Genomic DNA, 16,149 nt, shown 5'->3' with positions numbered 1-16,149 from the left:
GCTAGGTGAAGGAGAGTTTTTTTCATCTTATATACTTCAAAACACCATTTCAACTAACAGGAAAATCAAAACCATTAAAAAAGCTTGTAGAGGAACCAAGGGTTCCTCTACAAGCTGAGGAACGGGTATCCCGTTCCTTCTTTTTCGTTATCTGACCACTTCATGTACCTGATCTTTAAATTCTTTCCCCTTTGTTTTATACGTTTCAATCGTTAAGGTGATGAGTTCCTTGTCTTTCTCTGTTAATTGCCTGATTACTTTTCCTGGAGAGCCGAGAACCATAGAATGTGGTGGAATCTTTTTGCCAGAAGGGATCAGCGTATTTGCCCCTATTAGCGAACCTTCACCAATCTCAGCCCCGTCAAGTACGATTGCTCCCATACCGATTAATGCTCCATTACGAATTGTACAGCCATGTAGAATCGCATTATGGCCAACAGATACTTCGTCTTCTAACACAAGGGGGAACCCTTCAAACAAATGGCACGTACAATTGTCCTGAATATTGCACCCTTTTCCAATTATGATTGGTGCTTCATCCCCTCTTAAAACGGCATTAAACCATACGGTTGATTTTTCTCCAATTGTAACATCCCCTATAATTTTGGCGCCTGGAGCTACGTACACATCTTCCGCAAGCTCTGGTGTTAAACCATTATACGAAAATAACATATAAGCGTATTCTCCTTTCTGAAATAACAGGCTAGTGACGGACTAGAAATAAATCGTGTTTCATAAGAAGCAGGAATTTTTTATTTCACTTTGAATGTTATAAATAAGTATAACACGTTTCATCTAAAGCGTAATAATATCGTCATGAATTTAGGAGGAGATATACAATGAGACGTCTTTGTGAGTTGCTGTCCGTTCACTACCCATTTATACAAGGAGGAATGGGGAATATTTCGAGTCCTGTTCTTGCTTCAGCTGTGTCAGAAGCAGGCGGACTCGGAACAATCGGAACAGGTACTTTAACAGTAGGTGAAGTAGAATCATTGATTATTGATATGAAGAAACGAACTAAGAAAACATTTGCGCTCAATATACCAATTTCGGTTACAGCAAACTTAAAAGGAATGTGTGAATTAGCTGTAAAATACGCTGTACCTGTCGTCTCTCTTTCAGCCGGTAACCCAGCCCCTTATATTCATTATTTTAAACAAAATAACATCAAGGTCATTTGTGTTACCGCTAGCGTGAAGCATGCACAAAAAGCTGAAAAAGCTGGTGCCGATCTTATCGTAGGAGAAGGCTTTGAAGCTGCTGGAATCAATTCGCCACTTGAGCTTACGACAATGACGCTTATACCTCAACTTGTCTCTAAAGTGCAAATACCCGTCGTTGCTGCAGGAGGGGTAGGTGATTCAAAAGGCTTTGCCGCAGCATTAGCTTTAGGGGCAGAGGGGATTCAAATGGGAACAAGGTTAATTGCAACGAAGGAATCACCTTATCATGAACGGTATGTTGAAAGGTTACTAGAAGCAGATGATACAGAAACGGTCATCGTAGGACGGAGCGTCGGAAAAGTACGTAGGATTTTAAAAACAGCTTATGCTGACCGATTAATTCAAGCGGAAGTAGCAGGTATTCATCCAGATGATTTTGAAGCAATGACAGATGAGGAAAAACATCGAATTGGTGCAGTAGAAGGGCGATTGGATGAGGGATTTATTAATGGCGGACAAATAAGCGGATTAGTTAAGTCCATTCCGACAGTTCAGGAGCTATTTAAAGAAATGATGGAAGGAGCTGAGCAAATTTACGAGAATCAGATGAAAGCATTTAAAGGTTTTTATTTAAAGCACTAGATCTATATCAAAATATTATTTTTGAAAATATAAAATAGTAATAATTGTTTGAATACTCGTTGACAAGCTAGATTTGCAAGTGTACCATAACGATACAATATGCCGGACAGGCGATAGGATTAAAATATGATGACAATAAGTTGGAAGAACTTATTTGGGGGAGGACAGGCATTTGAAATCCTGGAAAAAGTGGATTGGAATTTCGGTAGTAAGCGTGATGGTACTTTCAGGGTGTGGATCGAACAATTCGTCATCAAACGCAGATGATGAAGGACAAGCAAGTAAAGATACTTATACAATTGGCGTCACGCAAATCGTGGAGCACCCTTCACTAGATGCAGCTTATGAAGGTTTTAAAATGGCACTCGAAGAGAACGGATTTAAAGAAGGAGATAACATTACTTACGATGTTCAAAATGCTCAGAATGACATGAACAACAGTAACACGATTGCGCAAAACCTCGTAGGTGATGAAGTAGATTTAATTTTTGCGAATTCAACGCCAAGTGCACAGTCCGCGTTAAATGCCACTTCCGATATTCCGATTGTTTTTACTTCGGTAACGGATCCAGTCGGGGCAAAACTTGTCGAGGATTTTGATAAACCAGGTGAGAATATAACAGGTACAACAGATACTCATCCTGAAGCGATTCCAAAAACAATTGAGTTTATTGCCAATGAGTTCGATGCTAAAAATGTTGGGCTGATCTACAATGCCGGGGAACAAAATTCTGTGGCCCAAGTTGATATTGTGAAAGAAGCAATGGAAGGTAAGGATATGAAAGCTGTTGAGAAGAGTGTTTCCACTTCAGCTGAGGTAAAGCAAGCAGCTGAAGCGCTTGTTGGTAAAGTAGATGTGATTTACATCGTGACAGATAACACGGTCGTATCAGCGCTCGAATCGGTCATCAGCGTAGCAAATGATAAGGACATTCCGATGTTTGCGGGAGAATTTGATTCTGTTAACCGCGGTGCCTTTGCGGCTTATGGTTTTGATTATCAAGATATTGGCTATGAAGCAGGTCAGATGGCTGCAAAGATTTTAAAAGGTGAAGAAACGTCGGCAGATATTCCAGTGCAATACCCTCAGAATTTAAAACTTAAAATGAATGAAACAGCAGCAGAAGAAATGGGCATCGAAGTGAAGTCAGAATGGGAAGAGATGGGGGAGTACACAGAGTAGAAAAATGGGTTCGAAAAAGAAGGGGTTTTCTTTTTCGAACCTTTTTTTACGAATACCGTTTTCAAATGGATAAATCCACTGTGAAAAGAATAGGAGGGAGTTCGGTATGGGTTCAGCAATGTTTGGAGCAGTAGAATCTGGCATTATTTATGCAATTATGGCACTTGGTGTTTATTTATCGTTTCGTATTCTAGATTTTCCCGATTTAACCGTTGATGGGAGCTTCGTCACTGGTGCAGCTATTGCTGCAATTCTAATTGTAAATGGAACGAATCCTTTTTTTGCTACGCTTGTAGCGATCGGAGTGGGGTTTTTAGCGGGTTGCGTAACAGGCCTCCTACATACAAAAGGGAAAATCAATCCTCTTCTTGCGGGGATTCTTATGATGATTGCACTCTATTCCATAAACTTAAGAATAATGGGAAGGTCCAATGTTCCGTTGCTAAATGAGGAATCGGTTTTTACCAAATTAGAAGGTTTTTTTGAAGCATCTGGGTTCGATCCTCTACTAAGCAACTTAGCTTCATCAATTGGACTTGGCAACCTAACATCAACATGGTCCGTTTTAATAAGCATGCTACTTGTTACGACACTTATAAAAATTTTGACAGACTTATTTTTACGCACGCAAATTGGTCTTGCACTTCGAGCAACAGGTGATAATAAACGAATGATTCGTAGTTTCTCAGCGAACACGGATCAATTTACGATTCTTGGACTTGGGCTTTCGAACGCTCTTGTAGCACTTGCCGGCGCATTAATTGCACAGTATAGCTCATTTGCAGATGTTGGGATGGGCATTGGAATGATTATTATTGGACTTGCTTCAGTGATTATTGGAGAAGCAATTTTTGGAACACGGACAATAGCCGTGACGACATTCGCTGTAGTTGGAGGAGCGATTGTCTATCGAATTGTTGTCAGTTTAGCGCTGCGAGTGGATTTCCTGGAGACAGGTGATATGAAATTGATTACAGCTGTGATTGTAATTGCTGCTCTTGTTCTTCCACAATTAATAGATGGTCAAAAAGAACGAAATCGAAAGAAGCGAAAACGTCTTCAGCAAGAGTTGAAGTTAAAAGAAATGAAGGATGGAGGCGAAGAGTATGCTTCAACTAAATCAAATTCACAAAGTATTTAACGAAGGTACGCTTGATGAGAAGATTGCACTTGAAGATATTAATTTAACGCTTGATCCAGGTGATTTTGTTACAGTGATCGGAAGTAACGGAGCAGGGAAATCAACTTTAATGAATATGATTTCCGGGGTATTAACACCTGATGTTGGAGATGTCTTTATTGATGATAAGAAGATTACAAGCTTACCAGAATATAAGAGGTCAAAGTTAATCGGACGCGTTTTCCAGGATCCTATGGCAGGAACAGCTCCATCCATGACGATACAGGAAAACCTTGCCCTCGCCTACAATCGAAATCGAAGAAGAACGCTAATGAAAGGCGTGACTAAAAAGCTGAAAACAACTTTTCAAGAAGCGCTTGAGACGCTTCATCTTGGTCTTGAGGATCGCCTGTCTGCGAAAGTTGGCATGCTATCGGGAGGAGAGAGGCAAGCACTGTCCCTTTTAATGGCGACATTCACAGAGCCTAAAATGCTCTTATTAGATGAACATACTGCAGCTCTCGATCCTGCCAGAGCAGCTTTAATTACGAAATTGACTGGTGAAATTGTGGAAAGAACTCAATTAACAACACTTATGGTCACTCATAATATGCAACAGGCGCTGGACTTAGGCAACCGACTAATTATGATGGATAGCGGTAAAATTATATTAGAAGTTGAAGGAGAAGATAAGCAGAATTTAACAATTGAGGCTCTGCTTCAAGAATTCCAGCGAATCAAAGGTACAAAGATGAATAATGACCGAGCCCTTTTAGGGTAGGAATTGAAACCAATCGGATTTCCGGTTGGTTTTTCTTTAAATGGCTTATGGAGGTAAGGATGATTAGCATGCTTACCTTTAGAATATTTCACTATTATTTAGTTCTTAATTTTTTGACAATTTATTGACGGTTATTATACGTGATGTTATTATATCGTTAAATAAACGTCATATAATATGGTGTGAGGTGTAGCTGATGAAACAGGGAATTTCGGTTGGACAGAGTGCTGTCATTCATGTAAAGGTCACGCCAGATATGTATGCTCAGTTTGAAGGCAAAATCATTCATCAAGCTTATTCGACTGTATCGATGGTCTATCATATGGAGTGGGCCGCAAGACAGTTAATCCTTCCTTATCTTGAAGATGATGAAGAGGGAATCGGCGGCGGTGTTGAGGTAAAGCATATGGGTCCAGCGTGTGAAGGGCAGTCCCTTACAATACGAGCCGTTATTATTACACTTACACACAAATCGGTTATTAGCAGAATAGATGTTAAAAAAGGAAGAGAGCTTATTGGAACAGGAAAAGTGATTCAGTTTATTCTCCCTAAAAAGGTGATCGACGAGAAATTAGAAAACGCTAAAATGTAAGCGATTTCATAAAAGGGGTGAAAATCGTGTTTGATCGCATAGCAGAGCATGAGCAATTATTATTTTGTAATGATGCTGATACAGGTCTAAAAGCCATAATCGCCATACATAACACAACGCTAGGACCAGCGCTTGGTGGATGTCGAATGCGTCCCTATGAAACGGTAGATGATGCCATTGAAGATGTCTTAAGACTTTCCAAAGGCATGACGTATAAATGTGCAGCTGCTGATGTGGATTTTGGAGGTGGCAAGGCAGTGATTATCGGTGATCCGCTGAAAGATCGGACGCCTGAGCTTTTTCGAGCCTTTGGTCAATTTGTAGAATCGTTGAATGGACGATTTTACACAGGAACAGATATGGGAACAACTCCTGATAATTTTGTTCATTCACTAAGAGAAAGTAGCTGTATTGTAGGGGTTCCAGAAGAATATGGTGGCAGTGGAGATTCCTCCATTCCAACAGCTAACGGCGTTCTTTACGGCATACAAGCTACGAATAAAACTGTTTTCGGTTCAGAAGAATTAGGTGGGAGAACATATGCGATTCAAGGTCTTGGAAAGGTTGGCTATAAAGTCGCGGAAATGCTTCTTGAAAAAGGAGCAGATTTGATTGTTTCAGATATTAATCAATCAGCGATTGATCGCTTAATTCAACGAGCGATTGAGCTCAACCAGGGGGTAAAGGTCGTTACTGGAGATGACATTTATGAAGCGGACGCCGATGTTTTTGTTCCCTGTGCACTTGGAGGGATCATTAATGATCAAACCATCCATAAGCTTAAAGTACAAGCGATTGTCGGTTCTGCGAATAATCAGCTTTTAACAAATGAGCACGGTGATCAGCTCAATGAACGCGGTATTCTTTATGCGCCAGACTATATTGTAAATAGCGGGGGCTTAATCCAGGTATCTGATGAATTGTATTCCCCAAACCCCAAACGAGTGCTTCAAAAAACAAAGGCGATTTACGATACGTTATTGTCCATTTTTGAGCAGGCGGAGACTCACTCATTTTCAACGATAAAAGCGGCGAACCTTTTTTGTGAACAGCGAATCGAAAGCCGAAAACGAAGAAATAGCTTCTTTGCGCATAAGAAACCAGGGAAGTGGTCTGTTCGCTCTTAATATTAATGTGAGAGGAGGAGTTTAATGGACGTAACTGAGCAATTCCCATTCATTCAATTAGTCAATGGAGAAGGCAAGCAACTGGAAGAAAATCCATCCATTACGGTAGCGAATGCAAAACGATTTTATGAACAAATGACGTTTTCCCGTATGTTTGATCGGAAAGCTGTTAATCTCCAGCGTCAGGGTCGAATCGGTACCTATGCTCCGTTTGAAGGTCAAGAAGGCGCGCAAATTGGAAGTGCTCTAGCTTTAGAAGATGGTGACTGGATGTTTCCTACTTATCGTGATCATGCCGCAACGGCAGCTTTTGGGCATTCACTCGTCAATATCTTTCTTTACTGGAAAGGGTGTATTGAAGGGTGTGTTCCTCCAGAAGGAAAACACATTTTTCCACCATCCGTTCCGATTGCTTCCCAAATTCTTCATGCGACTGGTACAGCATGGGCTGAGAAGAAAAAAGGAAGCGACAGAGTATCGCTTGTCTATTTTGGAGACGGTGCAACATCGGAAGGAGATTTTCACGAGGGATTAAATTTTGCGAGTGTGTTCCAAATCCCAGTCGTTTTCTTTAATCAAAATAATGGCTACGCCATTAGCGTTCCAATAGAGCGACAGATGAATACAAAAACCATTGCTCAAAAATCCCTTGCTTATGACATGCCTGGTGTAAGAGTGGATGGAAATGATGTTTTTGCTGTGTATAGTGAGACGCTAAAAGCAGTTGAACGTGCGAGAAAAGGTGATGGTCCAACGTTGATAGAGGCGGTTACATGGCGCTATGGAGCTCACACGACGACCGATGAGCCATCAAAATATCGTGACCAGGGAGAAAGTGAACGGAGAAGGCAGACGGATGATCCAATTAGTCGAGTTGAAAAGTATCTGAAAGCTGAAGGTAGCTGGGATGCTGAATGGGAGGAAGAGCTTAAGAAAAAGTCTGAGAAACGATTACAACTTGCTGTTGAGGAAATGGAAAAAACAAAAAAATCGGATGAAGGACTTATATTTGATCATGTGTTTGGGACGGATGTTTGGCCGGTTCAAGAACAAAAGGAGCGCTTTTTTCATAAGGAGAGTGGGAAATGAGCATAGCGGTCAATATGAAAAAGCTAACGATGGTGCAGGCGATTACAGAAGCACTAAAAGTGGTTCTTGAAGAAGATGAGTCTGTCCTTGTTCTAGGAGAGGATGTAGGAAGAAACGGCGGAGTTTTTAGAGCAACTGACGGTTTGTTTGAACTGTTTGGTGATCAGCGAGTGATGGATACACCTCTTGCAGAATCAGGTTTAATTGGTACATCAATTGGACTTGCGATGAATGGATATACTCCTGTTGTGGAGATCCAGTTTCTTGGCTTTATTTATCCAGGCTTTAATCAATTAATTACTCATGCAACGCGCATTCGAACCCGAACGCAAAGTCGATATACCGTGCCACTTACGATTCGAGTACCTTATGGAGCAGGTGTACGGGCTCCTGAAATTCATAGTGATAGTACAGAAGCGCTTTTTACTCACATACCTGGGTTGAAGGTAGTTGTTCCTTCAACGCCACATGATGCAAAGGGGCTATTAATTAGTAGTATTAAAGATCCTGATCCGGTGCTGTTTCTTGAGCCGATGAAAATGTACCGGACTGGTAAAGGTGACGTTCCTACAGGAAGTTATACAATTCCACTTGGTAAAGGTTATAGGCGGCGTAATGGAGAGGATGTATCCCTTTTTGCATGGGGAGCAATGGTGAAAGTTGCGGAAGAAGCAGCGGAGAAAGCCGCTGCTAAAGGAGTAGGATGTGATGTTATCGATCTTCGTTCTCTCTATCCTTTAGATAAAGAACTGATCGCAGAATCGGTGCAGAAAACAGGTAGAGCAGTTATTATCCATGAAGCCCCTTCCTCTGGTGGCGTCGGTAGTGAAGTGATTTCAATCATTAATGATACATCATTTCTTTATATGAAGTCTCCTATTAAAAAAGTAACGGGTTATGATGCGCCTGTTCCTTTGTTTACGCTAGAAGATGATTATTTACCGGATGCTAACAAAGTTTTGCGAGCGATTGAAGAGACAGTTCGCTTCTGAAGGGAGGTTGAATGATGGATGTGAAATTGCATGACATTGGAGAAGGAATGTCAGAAGGCGAAATCGTGCAGCTTCTAGTTAAGCCAGGCGATCATGTATTAGTTGACCAGCCATTAGTCGAAGTACAGACCGATAAAGTGACGGCGGAGCTCCCGTCTCCTTTTGCAGGAAAAGTAGAAACGATTTATGTAAAAGCAGGTGAAGTTATTGAAGTAGGAGGGACGTTGTTAACGATTTCTCCAATTCCACAGCATACCGAGCAAACACGGCTTCCTAAGCGAACGAAAAGAATTTTAGCAGCCCCTTTCACGAGAAAAGTTGCGCGCGAAAATAATATCGATATTGAGGAAGTTAAGGGGACAGGGCCAGCGGGACGAATTACTGATGAAGATGTTTTTAGACATCTTGCGACAACTCAAAAGCCCGAAGAAAAAGAAACAGAGAGAGCAATAGAGAAAGAAGCAAAGGAACGAACCATTCCGTTTTCAACAAGACGGAAACAAATTTCAGCGAAAATGAAAAAGTCCACTTTAACCATTCCACATGTGACTCATTTTGACGAAGTTGATGTAACGAACATCTTAGAAATGAAAAAGGCAATGAAAGAAGGTAAAGGTCAATCTATTTCGGTTGCTGCTTTTTATATTAAAGCGGTATGCGTGGCTTTAAAAGAGTTCCCTATTTTTAATTCGGAGTTAAGAGAAGAAGAAGGTCTGATTTACTTGAAGCCCGATCTTCATATTGGTTTAGCTACTGATACGGAAGAAGGACTAATCGTTCCGGTTATCCATCATTGTGATAAACTCTCAATCAACGATATTCATAAAGAAATGAAAAGCCTTCATAAAGCAGCAATGAACAATGAACTCACTAGCAAAGACCTATCATCTGGTACGTTTACTATTAGTAACGCAGGGCCACTTGGCAGTACAGGAGCAACGCCGATTATTAATTATCCAGAAGCAGCCCTTCTCGCTTTCCATAAGACGAAGAAAATGCCGGTTGTAACAAAGAATGATGAAATTATCATCCGCTCGATTATGTCGATTTCTATGACATTTGATCACCGGATTGCAGATGGAGGTACCTCTATGCGTTTTACGAATCGTTTTATTGAATTGATTGAACAACCTTCCCTACTATTAACGGAGCTTGTCTAATGGTGGTAGGTGAAATTATACATGAAAAAGACGTTGTCATAATTGGTGCAGGTCCAGCCGGATATGAAGCGGCATTTCGTGCTGCTAAGAATGGGAGAGACGTTACGCTCATTGATCGATTTCGTCCCGGTGGGGAATGCCTCCATAGCGGATGCATTCCTTCAAAACTGCTTGCAACCGCTGCTAGGAAAATGCATGAAAAGACACCAGGAATTACGGTGACACCAGCATTTTGCATGGACAAATGGCAGGAAGAAAAGAATTCTTTAATTGCTACGATGGAAAAAGGACTACAAGCCCGCTTTCATTCAAGCAACATCGATTGTGTAAAAGGACAGGCATCTTTTCTCTCAGAAAACAGGATTGGAGCTGAACAGGGGGAGAAGTTTGAGGTGTGGTCATTTAACCATGCCATTCTTGCGACGGGTAGCAGCCCGATTACGCCTAACTTTCTTTCATCTTCTTCTCACCCTAACATCTTTCCTTTAGAACATCTTTATACCTTATCATCTCTTCCAAATCAGCTTATCCTGTTTGGCTCTGATTATCTCACAATTGAGGCTGCTAGCACGTTTCGTGCGCTAGGAGTTGAAGTAACGATTGTGACGGATCAAGAGACCATTCTTCCTGAATGGGATGAAAGCATCCAACGAGAATCGATAAGGCAGTTTAAGAAGCAAAAAGTCGCCTTTTACACAGGAGTATCCGGTTGTCTGGTGAAGGAACGAGAAATGACCCTGGTTTTTTGTGATGCTAAAGGAGAGAACGTAGAAGTAGAAACAGAGATGATTGTCTATTCAATTGGCCGAGTCGGAAATAGTGATTCGTTAAGGCTGGACCAAGTAGGAATTGATATACAGGATGATGGCATCATTGCTACTTCTGAGGAATGTAAAACAACAAGCGCAAATATATATGCTTGTGGTGATCTAACAGGAGGACCTTTCCTCGCAGTGAAAGGAATTAAGCAGGGAAAGACAGCTGCAGATCATTGTTGTGGGATAAAGTCTGCCTTCTCGCTTGAATGCCTTCCAAAGGTCATACAAACCCAAACTCCGATATCGTCGGTAGGGTTAACCGAAATAGAAGCGAAAGAAGCAGGCTACGAAGTGATGACAGCTAGCTCCTCAATGAAAGCAAACGGTTATGCGATGGTCACTGGAAACACAGAAGGAAAGATTGTGATTCATCATGATCGAGAAAATCATGTGTTGTTAGGATTTCATGCCATAGGTGCTGGTGCAGTAGAACTCATTGAAAAAGCAACGCTTGCTATTGAAATGGGTGCGAGGGATGAAGATTTTATCTATCCTTATACACCACATCCAGGTTATGGAGAAGCATGGACGGATGCAATTGAACGTACAGTGGAGATCAAGGTGGAAACAAAAGTAGGTCAATAAAACGCTCCGATTGGAGCGTTTTTTGATTTGCTTTTAAAAACCTACTGATCAGCGGAAAGGAGAGGGATAATGAATGATCATTGTGGCTTTACATGGTTGATCAGAAGTATTTCGATAATAGTGGGGGTAATTTGCTGTAAATCTTAAACTTTCTCCATGTGAAATTATAAATGTTTGTGTATCAACTTCAAGCTCCATACTCCCTTCTTCAATAAACACATATTCTTCTACGCCTTCAGGGTGAGGGTTTGAAAGGTAGTTACAGCCCGGGGCAAGTTCAATATAAAAAGTTTCAAATGATTTTCCAGGTTCCATAGGGAAGAGGGGAACGACTTTCATACTTCCGCCTTCTTCTATTAGAGGCTCTATTTCAAATCTGTTTACTTTTTTGATTACGGGCTGTTCTTCATCAATGAATGCTGTGAAAGATACGCCCAGTCCGTTAGCAATTTTCCACAACGTGTTAACGGTAGGATTCGAAGCTCCTCGCTCAATTTGTGCAAGCATTGGCTTACTAACAGAACATCGCTCTGATAATTGATCGAGACTTAATCTATTTTCAAGACGAAGTTTTTTTAATTTCTGACCGATTTGTTGCGTTAACGATTGGTTTTCCATTACCTACTCCTTTTTTAACTGTTTGATGGAGGTCATTTATTGAAAATTCGTTTAATATAACATACAATAAGTTTAATATATTAAACAAATTAGAGCAACAGGAGGGATATGATGGAGGCAAGCGTAGCAAACGATTCAGAGTTTGGAGAGGGATTAAAGGCAGGAATAAGCATTGCTGTCGGGTATATGCCAGTTGCCCTGACCTTTGGTTTACTCGCAAGAACGACAGGACTTACACTTTATGAAGCTGTTCTTATGAGCGTCCTCGTCTTTGCTGGGGCTGCTCAGTACATTACGTTAAGCTTAATCGCGATTGGCACAGGTGCATTTGAAATTATTTTTACAATCTTTATTGTTAATATTCGACATCTCCTAATGAGTGCCTCTATTAATGAGAAAGTGGAAGAAGATACACCGTGGAAAAAAGCAGTCTATGCTTTTGGTATCACGGATGAAACGTTTACAGTTTCAGCAACGAAAGCAGGTAGACTCACGACTGGATATATGTTTGGTTTATGTTTGATCTCTTATTCCAGCTGGGTTCTTTTTACAGGGGGAGGTTACTTAGCTGGTGCTACGCTCCCAAATGTGATTCAGCAAGGAATGAGCGTTGCGCTTTATGCGATGTTTATCGGGCTGCTTATTCCCTCTGCTAAAAAAAGTCGGAAAGTGCTTTTTCTCGCGGCCCTTGCTGCTTTATTTAATAGTTTCCTTACGTTCGCTCATTTTTCAACTGGCTGGGCGATTGTGCTTGCTACTTTGTTGTCTTCCATAATCGTTGAGTGGGTGATGGGGGAGGGGGAAAATGAGTAACACGATGATCTGGCTAATTATAGGTCTCGCTATTGTGACGTATATTCCAAGAATGATTCCACTTGTTTTTTTTAACTCAGATAAAATACCATCTGTTGTTCAAAACGTACTAAAGAATGTTCCCTTCGCTATTCTAGGGGCGCTCATCTTTCCTGGCATCCTTTCAATCCATGAAGATTTTCTATTTGGTGTTATTGGAGCTGTGGCGGCAATCTTTGCTGCATACCTTGGGGCAAATTTAATCGTTGTCGTTATGTTTGCAGTAGCGGTTTTAAGTACGTATGCCTATTTTATTTAATATAATCAAAAATTAAATGATTTATATTTTCTGATTTTTGTGATATAACCAAAGTAAAACTAAATATTGTCTTCTAAAGAGGAGGAATGAAACATGCATTTGTTTCGTATTTTGATGGTTGGTTTTTTCTCAATGACCGCTGTGTCACTCGTTTGGTTCCAATCTGTCGAAGTAATCTCCTCATTTATTGACTTATTCTTTCACAATAAAAGATAACGTGTTGAAAAAGAGCTTTCGAAAGCTCTTTTTTTCTTTGCTTTTTAATGTGCATTAAAATTTTGCTATACTATTCAAGAACTTTGCAACAAAGATAGGACCAAATAGAAAAGGATGTTGCCCTTATGAGATGTATTTCAATTGATATGGATGGAACGCTGTTAACGAACGAACAAACGGTTAGTTTTGAGAATGTAAATGCTATTCGAGAGGCACAGAGTCAAGGTATTACAGTAGTTCTTAATACTGGGAGAGCTTATGATGGTGCCAAAAAGCCACTTGAAGGCACGGGTCTAGAGCTCCCGATCATTTGCTATAACGGTGCTGAGATTCGTTCAATTGAAGGAGACATTACACACGCCATTTACCTTGATGATGAGCAAGTTCAGTCGATAAAAGGAATTCTTGATGCTGAAGGCATTTATTATCAGCTATTTACAAACAAGGGTGTATTCACTCATGACTATGAGGGCACGATTGACTTAATCATCGATATGATGAAAAGTTCAAATCCTAATTTAACTGAAGAAGAATTGCTTGTTGGCGCTAAGCGTCAGTTTGAGAGTTTGTCACTCAAGGCCGTTGATAACTTTGATGAATTGTTGTCAGATAAAAGCCTCCATGTCTATAAATTCCTTAGTTTCTCTTTTGATGAAGAACGATTGGAACGAGCGGCGTCTTCAGCGGAAAGTGTACAGAAGACAGTTGTGACCTCATCAGGTAAAGAAAACCTCGAAATCAATCACGAGAATGCACAAAAGGGACTAGCTCTTGAGACGTTTGTTGCCCAAACTGGACTAGATATGAAGCAAACGGCTGCAATTGGAGATAATTATAATGACATTTCCATGTTTAAAAAAGCATCCTATTCCATCGCGATGGGAAATGCCGATGAGAAAATAAAACAACAAGTTTCGTTTGTCACGAAAAGCAACGAACATGACGGCGTTGCGCATGCTATTTATAAATTAATGGACGAAGATCTTCTTTCTAGTTAAGAGAAGTCTAGAAGATGTTTAACTTTTTCGACAACGGGAACTGCTTTTTATAGGAAGGGATTCCCAGTTTGAAGGAGGTTTTCCGGACCCTTGTTCGCGCAGTCTTTGAAATACTCTGCTAAAGGAGCTGGAAAAAACAATGATGAAACCAACAGAAATTGAAGAAAAAGCAACGTGTCGGATGTGTGAGACAGAGTATACGTGGTTTATTCCGATTGCTAAGGAAGACGTACATGCAAATGATCGTGTTGAATCGACGGGAATTACGACAAAAAGCAGTCAGGCACCAATTGTTGAACTTCATGTCCTTGCCGAATGTCCGGTATGTGGTATCCTCAATCGGTTTGATCACAGTTACGATCGTACAAATGTCTATGTAGAAAGTTCATAAATGCGTTAGAAAGCCGGCAGATTATCTGTCGGCTTTTTTTGAGGGGGCATTGATTAAGATTACCCTCTTAAATTCTATTGAAAGGTTTATAGTGCTTTTGTAGAACATATAGGAGAGACCGTTATTGGCCTGTTCTAAAAAAATGTTTTGCTCGTACTATTTATATAGAGGTCGTATCGGGAGGAGAATGAAGATGAAGAAACGTATAACATGGATCATTCTAGGATTCTCTATGTATGCCCTGATTCTGGGGCTCTATTTATTTAATTGGGCGGATTTTGGAGTACCTGAGGCGTATCGGGGAACAGCGGCAGATCCAGCAACTTTCATGACAGACAGGCAGTTAGAACTATCAGAGGAGTATTCACGTTACAGAAGTTTTTTATCCTTTATCGCAATCCCTTATGAATGGTTAATTTATTTAGCCGTTCTAGGATTTGGCTTATCAAAGCTATTTAAGCAATTTAGTGAAGGAGTTTCTAGAAAAAGTGTCATTGTGGTTCCTCTTTATTTGCTTCTACTTACGACGTTTACATGGTTGCTCACATTTCCTCTGCATTATTGGGCGAGATCACTTTCAGTTAAATACGGCATTAACACTCAATCGTTCTCTGGGTGGATGAAAGATGAAATGATATCCTTTTGGATTGACATTCTATTGACATCCCTTGTTATCGGTGTCCTTTATGCGTTAATGAAACGTTATAAGAAAAAGTGGTGGCTGATGGCGTGGGGGCTAATGGTTCCGTACCTTGCCTTTATGATGTACATTCAACCAGTTGTCATAGATCCTTTATATAATGATTTTACTTCCCTAACAGATAAAGCACTAGAAGAAGAAATTCTTACAATGGCGGATAGTGCTGACATTCCAGCTGATCGAGTATTTGAAGTAAACATGTCAGAGAAAACGAACGCAATGAATGCCTACGTATCTGGTATTGGTTCAAATTTAAGAATTGTTCTTTGGGATACCACTCTGAATAAGCTAGATGATGATGAAGTGCTGTTTATTATGGCTCATGAAATGGGTCATTATGTGATGAATCATTTATATGGAAATTTAGTTGGTGCACTCATTACGAGCTTTATGGGATTGTATCTCGCATACAGGCTTCTAGGAGCGATGATTCGAAAATGGGGGGATGCATGGGGAATTACCTCAGCATCAGATCTTGCATCCTTACCAGCATTATTCCTGCTTTTTTCACTTATGTCTTTCATCGCTAGTCCTGTTGAACTAGCGATTTCTCGTAACGCCGAAATGAAAGCAGATGCGTATGCTATCGAAATGACTCATGATGTTGATGCTGCAATTGGGTCTTTTCAAACGTTGACTGTAAACAGCTTAAATGAAGTGAATCCGCCATTTATCGTAAAATACTTTAAATATGGGCATCCTACGATGATGGAACGACTAATTATGTTAAATGAATACGAAAAGGACGCTCCCAATGACTAAGGGGCGTCTTTTTTTATGAATAACCAACAACTTGTAGGGTATCCTGTTTTGAAAGTGTTCTTACCGTAACAGAACCTTCACTTTAAGAAAAAGGAAAG

The 16,149-nt window shown here is 40.5% G+C and carries 18 protein-coding genes; 16 read left to right on the top strand and 2 right to left on the bottom strand.

The window, feature by feature from the left end; genetic code table 11:
• Window positions 1–147: 147 nt before the first annotated feature.
• Window positions 148–672 carry a gamma carbonic anhydrase family protein gene (locus LCL91_RS18800; protein ID WP_224884635.1) on the bottom strand — a complete coding sequence of 175 codons (525 nt, stop codon included), beginning with the start codon at window positions 670–672 and terminating at the stop codon, window positions 148–150.
• Window positions 673–839: 167 nt separating this feature from the next.
• Here LCL91_RS18800 and LCL91_RS18795 point away from each other — a divergent pair, with 167 nt between their 5' ends.
• From LCL91_RS18795 to LCL91_RS18750, 10 genes are all read left to right on the top strand, one after another.
• Complete coding sequence (locus tag LCL91_RS18795; protein WP_224884633.1) at window positions 840–1,808, top strand: NAD(P)H-dependent flavin oxidoreductase; 969 nt, start codon at window positions 840–842, stop codon at window positions 1,806–1,808.
• Window positions 1,809–1,980: 172 nt separating this feature from the next.
• Entirely contained in the window at window positions 1,981–2,991 is a 1,011-nt protein-coding gene (locus LCL91_RS18790; protein WP_425589698.1) for an ABC transporter substrate-binding protein, read from the top strand.
• A 106-nt stretch (window positions 2,992–3,097) separates the two neighbouring features.
• Window positions 3,098–4,132 carry an ABC transporter permease gene (locus LCL91_RS18785; RefSeq protein WP_224884631.1) on the top strand — a complete coding sequence of 345 codons (1,035 nt, stop codon included), beginning with the start codon at window positions 3,098–3,100 and terminating at the stop codon, window positions 4,130–4,132.
• Window positions 4,098–4,892, top strand: a complete 795-nt coding sequence (locus LCL91_RS18780; protein WP_098446483.1) for an ABC transporter ATP-binding protein — start codon at window positions 4,098–4,100, stop codon at window positions 4,890–4,892. The genes LCL91_RS18785 and LCL91_RS18780 overlap by 35 nt, the downstream gene beginning before the upstream one ends.
• 196 nt (window positions 4,893–5,088) lie before the next feature.
• Window positions 5,089–5,484, top strand: a complete 396-nt coding sequence (locus LCL91_RS18775; protein WP_224884629.1) for a thioesterase family protein — start codon at window positions 5,089–5,091, stop codon at window positions 5,482–5,484.
• A 26-nt stretch (window positions 5,485–5,510) separates the two neighbouring features.
• Window positions 5,511–6,611 carry a Glu/Leu/Phe/Val dehydrogenase dimerization domain-containing protein gene (locus LCL91_RS18770; RefSeq protein ID WP_425589697.1) on the top strand — a complete coding sequence of 367 codons (1,101 nt, stop codon included), beginning with the start codon at window positions 5,511–5,513 and terminating at the stop codon, window positions 6,609–6,611.
• A gap of 24 nt (window positions 6,612–6,635) precedes the next feature.
• Window positions 6,636–7,700: a pyruvate dehydrogenase (acetyl-transferring) E1 component subunit alpha gene (pdhA, locus tag LCL91_RS18765; RefSeq protein WP_224884625.1), complete on the top strand. Its 1,065-nt coding sequence runs from the start codon at window positions 6,636–6,638 to the stop codon at window positions 7,698–7,700.
• The gene (locus LCL91_RS18760) at window positions 7,697–8,692 is read left to right on the top strand and encodes an alpha-ketoacid dehydrogenase subunit beta (protein WP_224884623.1); all 996 of its coding nucleotides are present in this window, start codon (window positions 7,697–7,699) and stop codon (window positions 8,690–8,692) included. Before pdhA ends, LCL91_RS18760 begins: the two co-directional genes overlap by 4 nt.
• A gap of 14 nt (window positions 8,693–8,706) precedes the next feature.
• Complete coding sequence (locus tag LCL91_RS18755) at window positions 8,707–9,852, top strand: dihydrolipoamide acetyltransferase family protein (protein WP_369522971.1); 1,146 nt, start codon at window positions 8,707–8,709, stop codon at window positions 9,850–9,852.
• Window positions 9,852–11,255 (top strand): dihydrolipoyl dehydrogenase family protein, encoded by a 1,404-nt coding sequence (locus LCL91_RS18750; RefSeq protein WP_224884619.1) that lies wholly within the window; start codon window positions 9,852–9,854, stop codon window positions 11,253–11,255. The genes LCL91_RS18755 and LCL91_RS18750 overlap by 1 nt, the downstream gene beginning before the upstream one ends.
• Before the next feature lie 48 nt (window positions 11,256–11,303).
• Here LCL91_RS18750 and LCL91_RS18745 read toward each other — a convergent pair whose 3' ends face one another.
• Entirely contained in the window at window positions 11,304–11,873 is a 570-nt protein-coding gene (locus LCL91_RS18745) for a helix-turn-helix domain-containing protein (RefSeq protein ID WP_224884617.1), read from the bottom strand.
• A 111-nt stretch (window positions 11,874–11,984) separates the two neighbouring features.
• On the opposite strand from LCL91_RS18745, the gene LCL91_RS18740 reads away from it, so the two are divergent.
• The 6 genes from LCL91_RS18740 to LCL91_RS18720 all read left to right on the top strand — a co-directional run bounded on the left by LCL91_RS18740 (window position 11,985) and on the right by LCL91_RS18720 (window position 16,051).
• A complete protein-coding gene (locus LCL91_RS18740) occupies window positions 11,985–12,686 on the top strand; it encodes an AzlC family ABC transporter permease (RefSeq protein ID WP_425589696.1) in 702 nt (233 codons plus the stop codon).
• Window positions 12,679–12,984: an AzlD domain-containing protein gene (locus tag LCL91_RS18735; protein ID WP_224884613.1), complete on the top strand. Its 306-nt coding sequence runs from the start codon at window positions 12,679–12,681 to the stop codon at window positions 12,982–12,984. The genes LCL91_RS18740 and LCL91_RS18735 overlap by 8 nt, the downstream gene beginning before the upstream one ends.
• Window positions 12,985–13,077: 93 nt before the next feature.
• On the top strand, window positions 13,078–13,200 hold the full coding sequence (locus tag LCL91_RS22090) for a hypothetical protein (protein WP_255462048.1): 123 nt from the start codon (window positions 13,078–13,080) through the stop codon (window positions 13,198–13,200).
• A gap of 125 nt (window positions 13,201–13,325) precedes the next feature.
• Entirely contained in the window at window positions 13,326–14,198 is an 873-nt protein-coding gene (locus LCL91_RS18730) for a Cof-type HAD-IIB family hydrolase (protein ID WP_224884610.1), read from the top strand.
• 139 nt (window positions 14,199–14,337) lie between these two features.
• Window positions 14,338–14,589, top strand: a complete 252-nt coding sequence (locus LCL91_RS18725) for a hypothetical protein (RefSeq protein ID WP_224884608.1) — start codon at window positions 14,338–14,340, stop codon at window positions 14,587–14,589.
• 193 nt (window positions 14,590–14,782) lie between these two features.
• Entirely contained in the window at window positions 14,783–16,051 is a 1,269-nt protein-coding gene (locus LCL91_RS18720) for a M48 family metallopeptidase (RefSeq protein WP_224884606.1), read from the top strand.
• Window positions 16,052–16,149: the final 98 nt, after the last annotated feature.

It is taken from the genome of Guptibacillus hwajinpoensis (assembly GCF_020171785.1).
GTDB classification, from domain to species: Bacteria; Bacillota; Bacilli; order Bacillales; family Guptibacillaceae; genus Guptibacillus; species Guptibacillus sedimenti.
The sequence above is the reverse complement of the archived record's forward strand: the minus strand, read 5'-3'. Positions and strand labels throughout refer to the sequence as shown.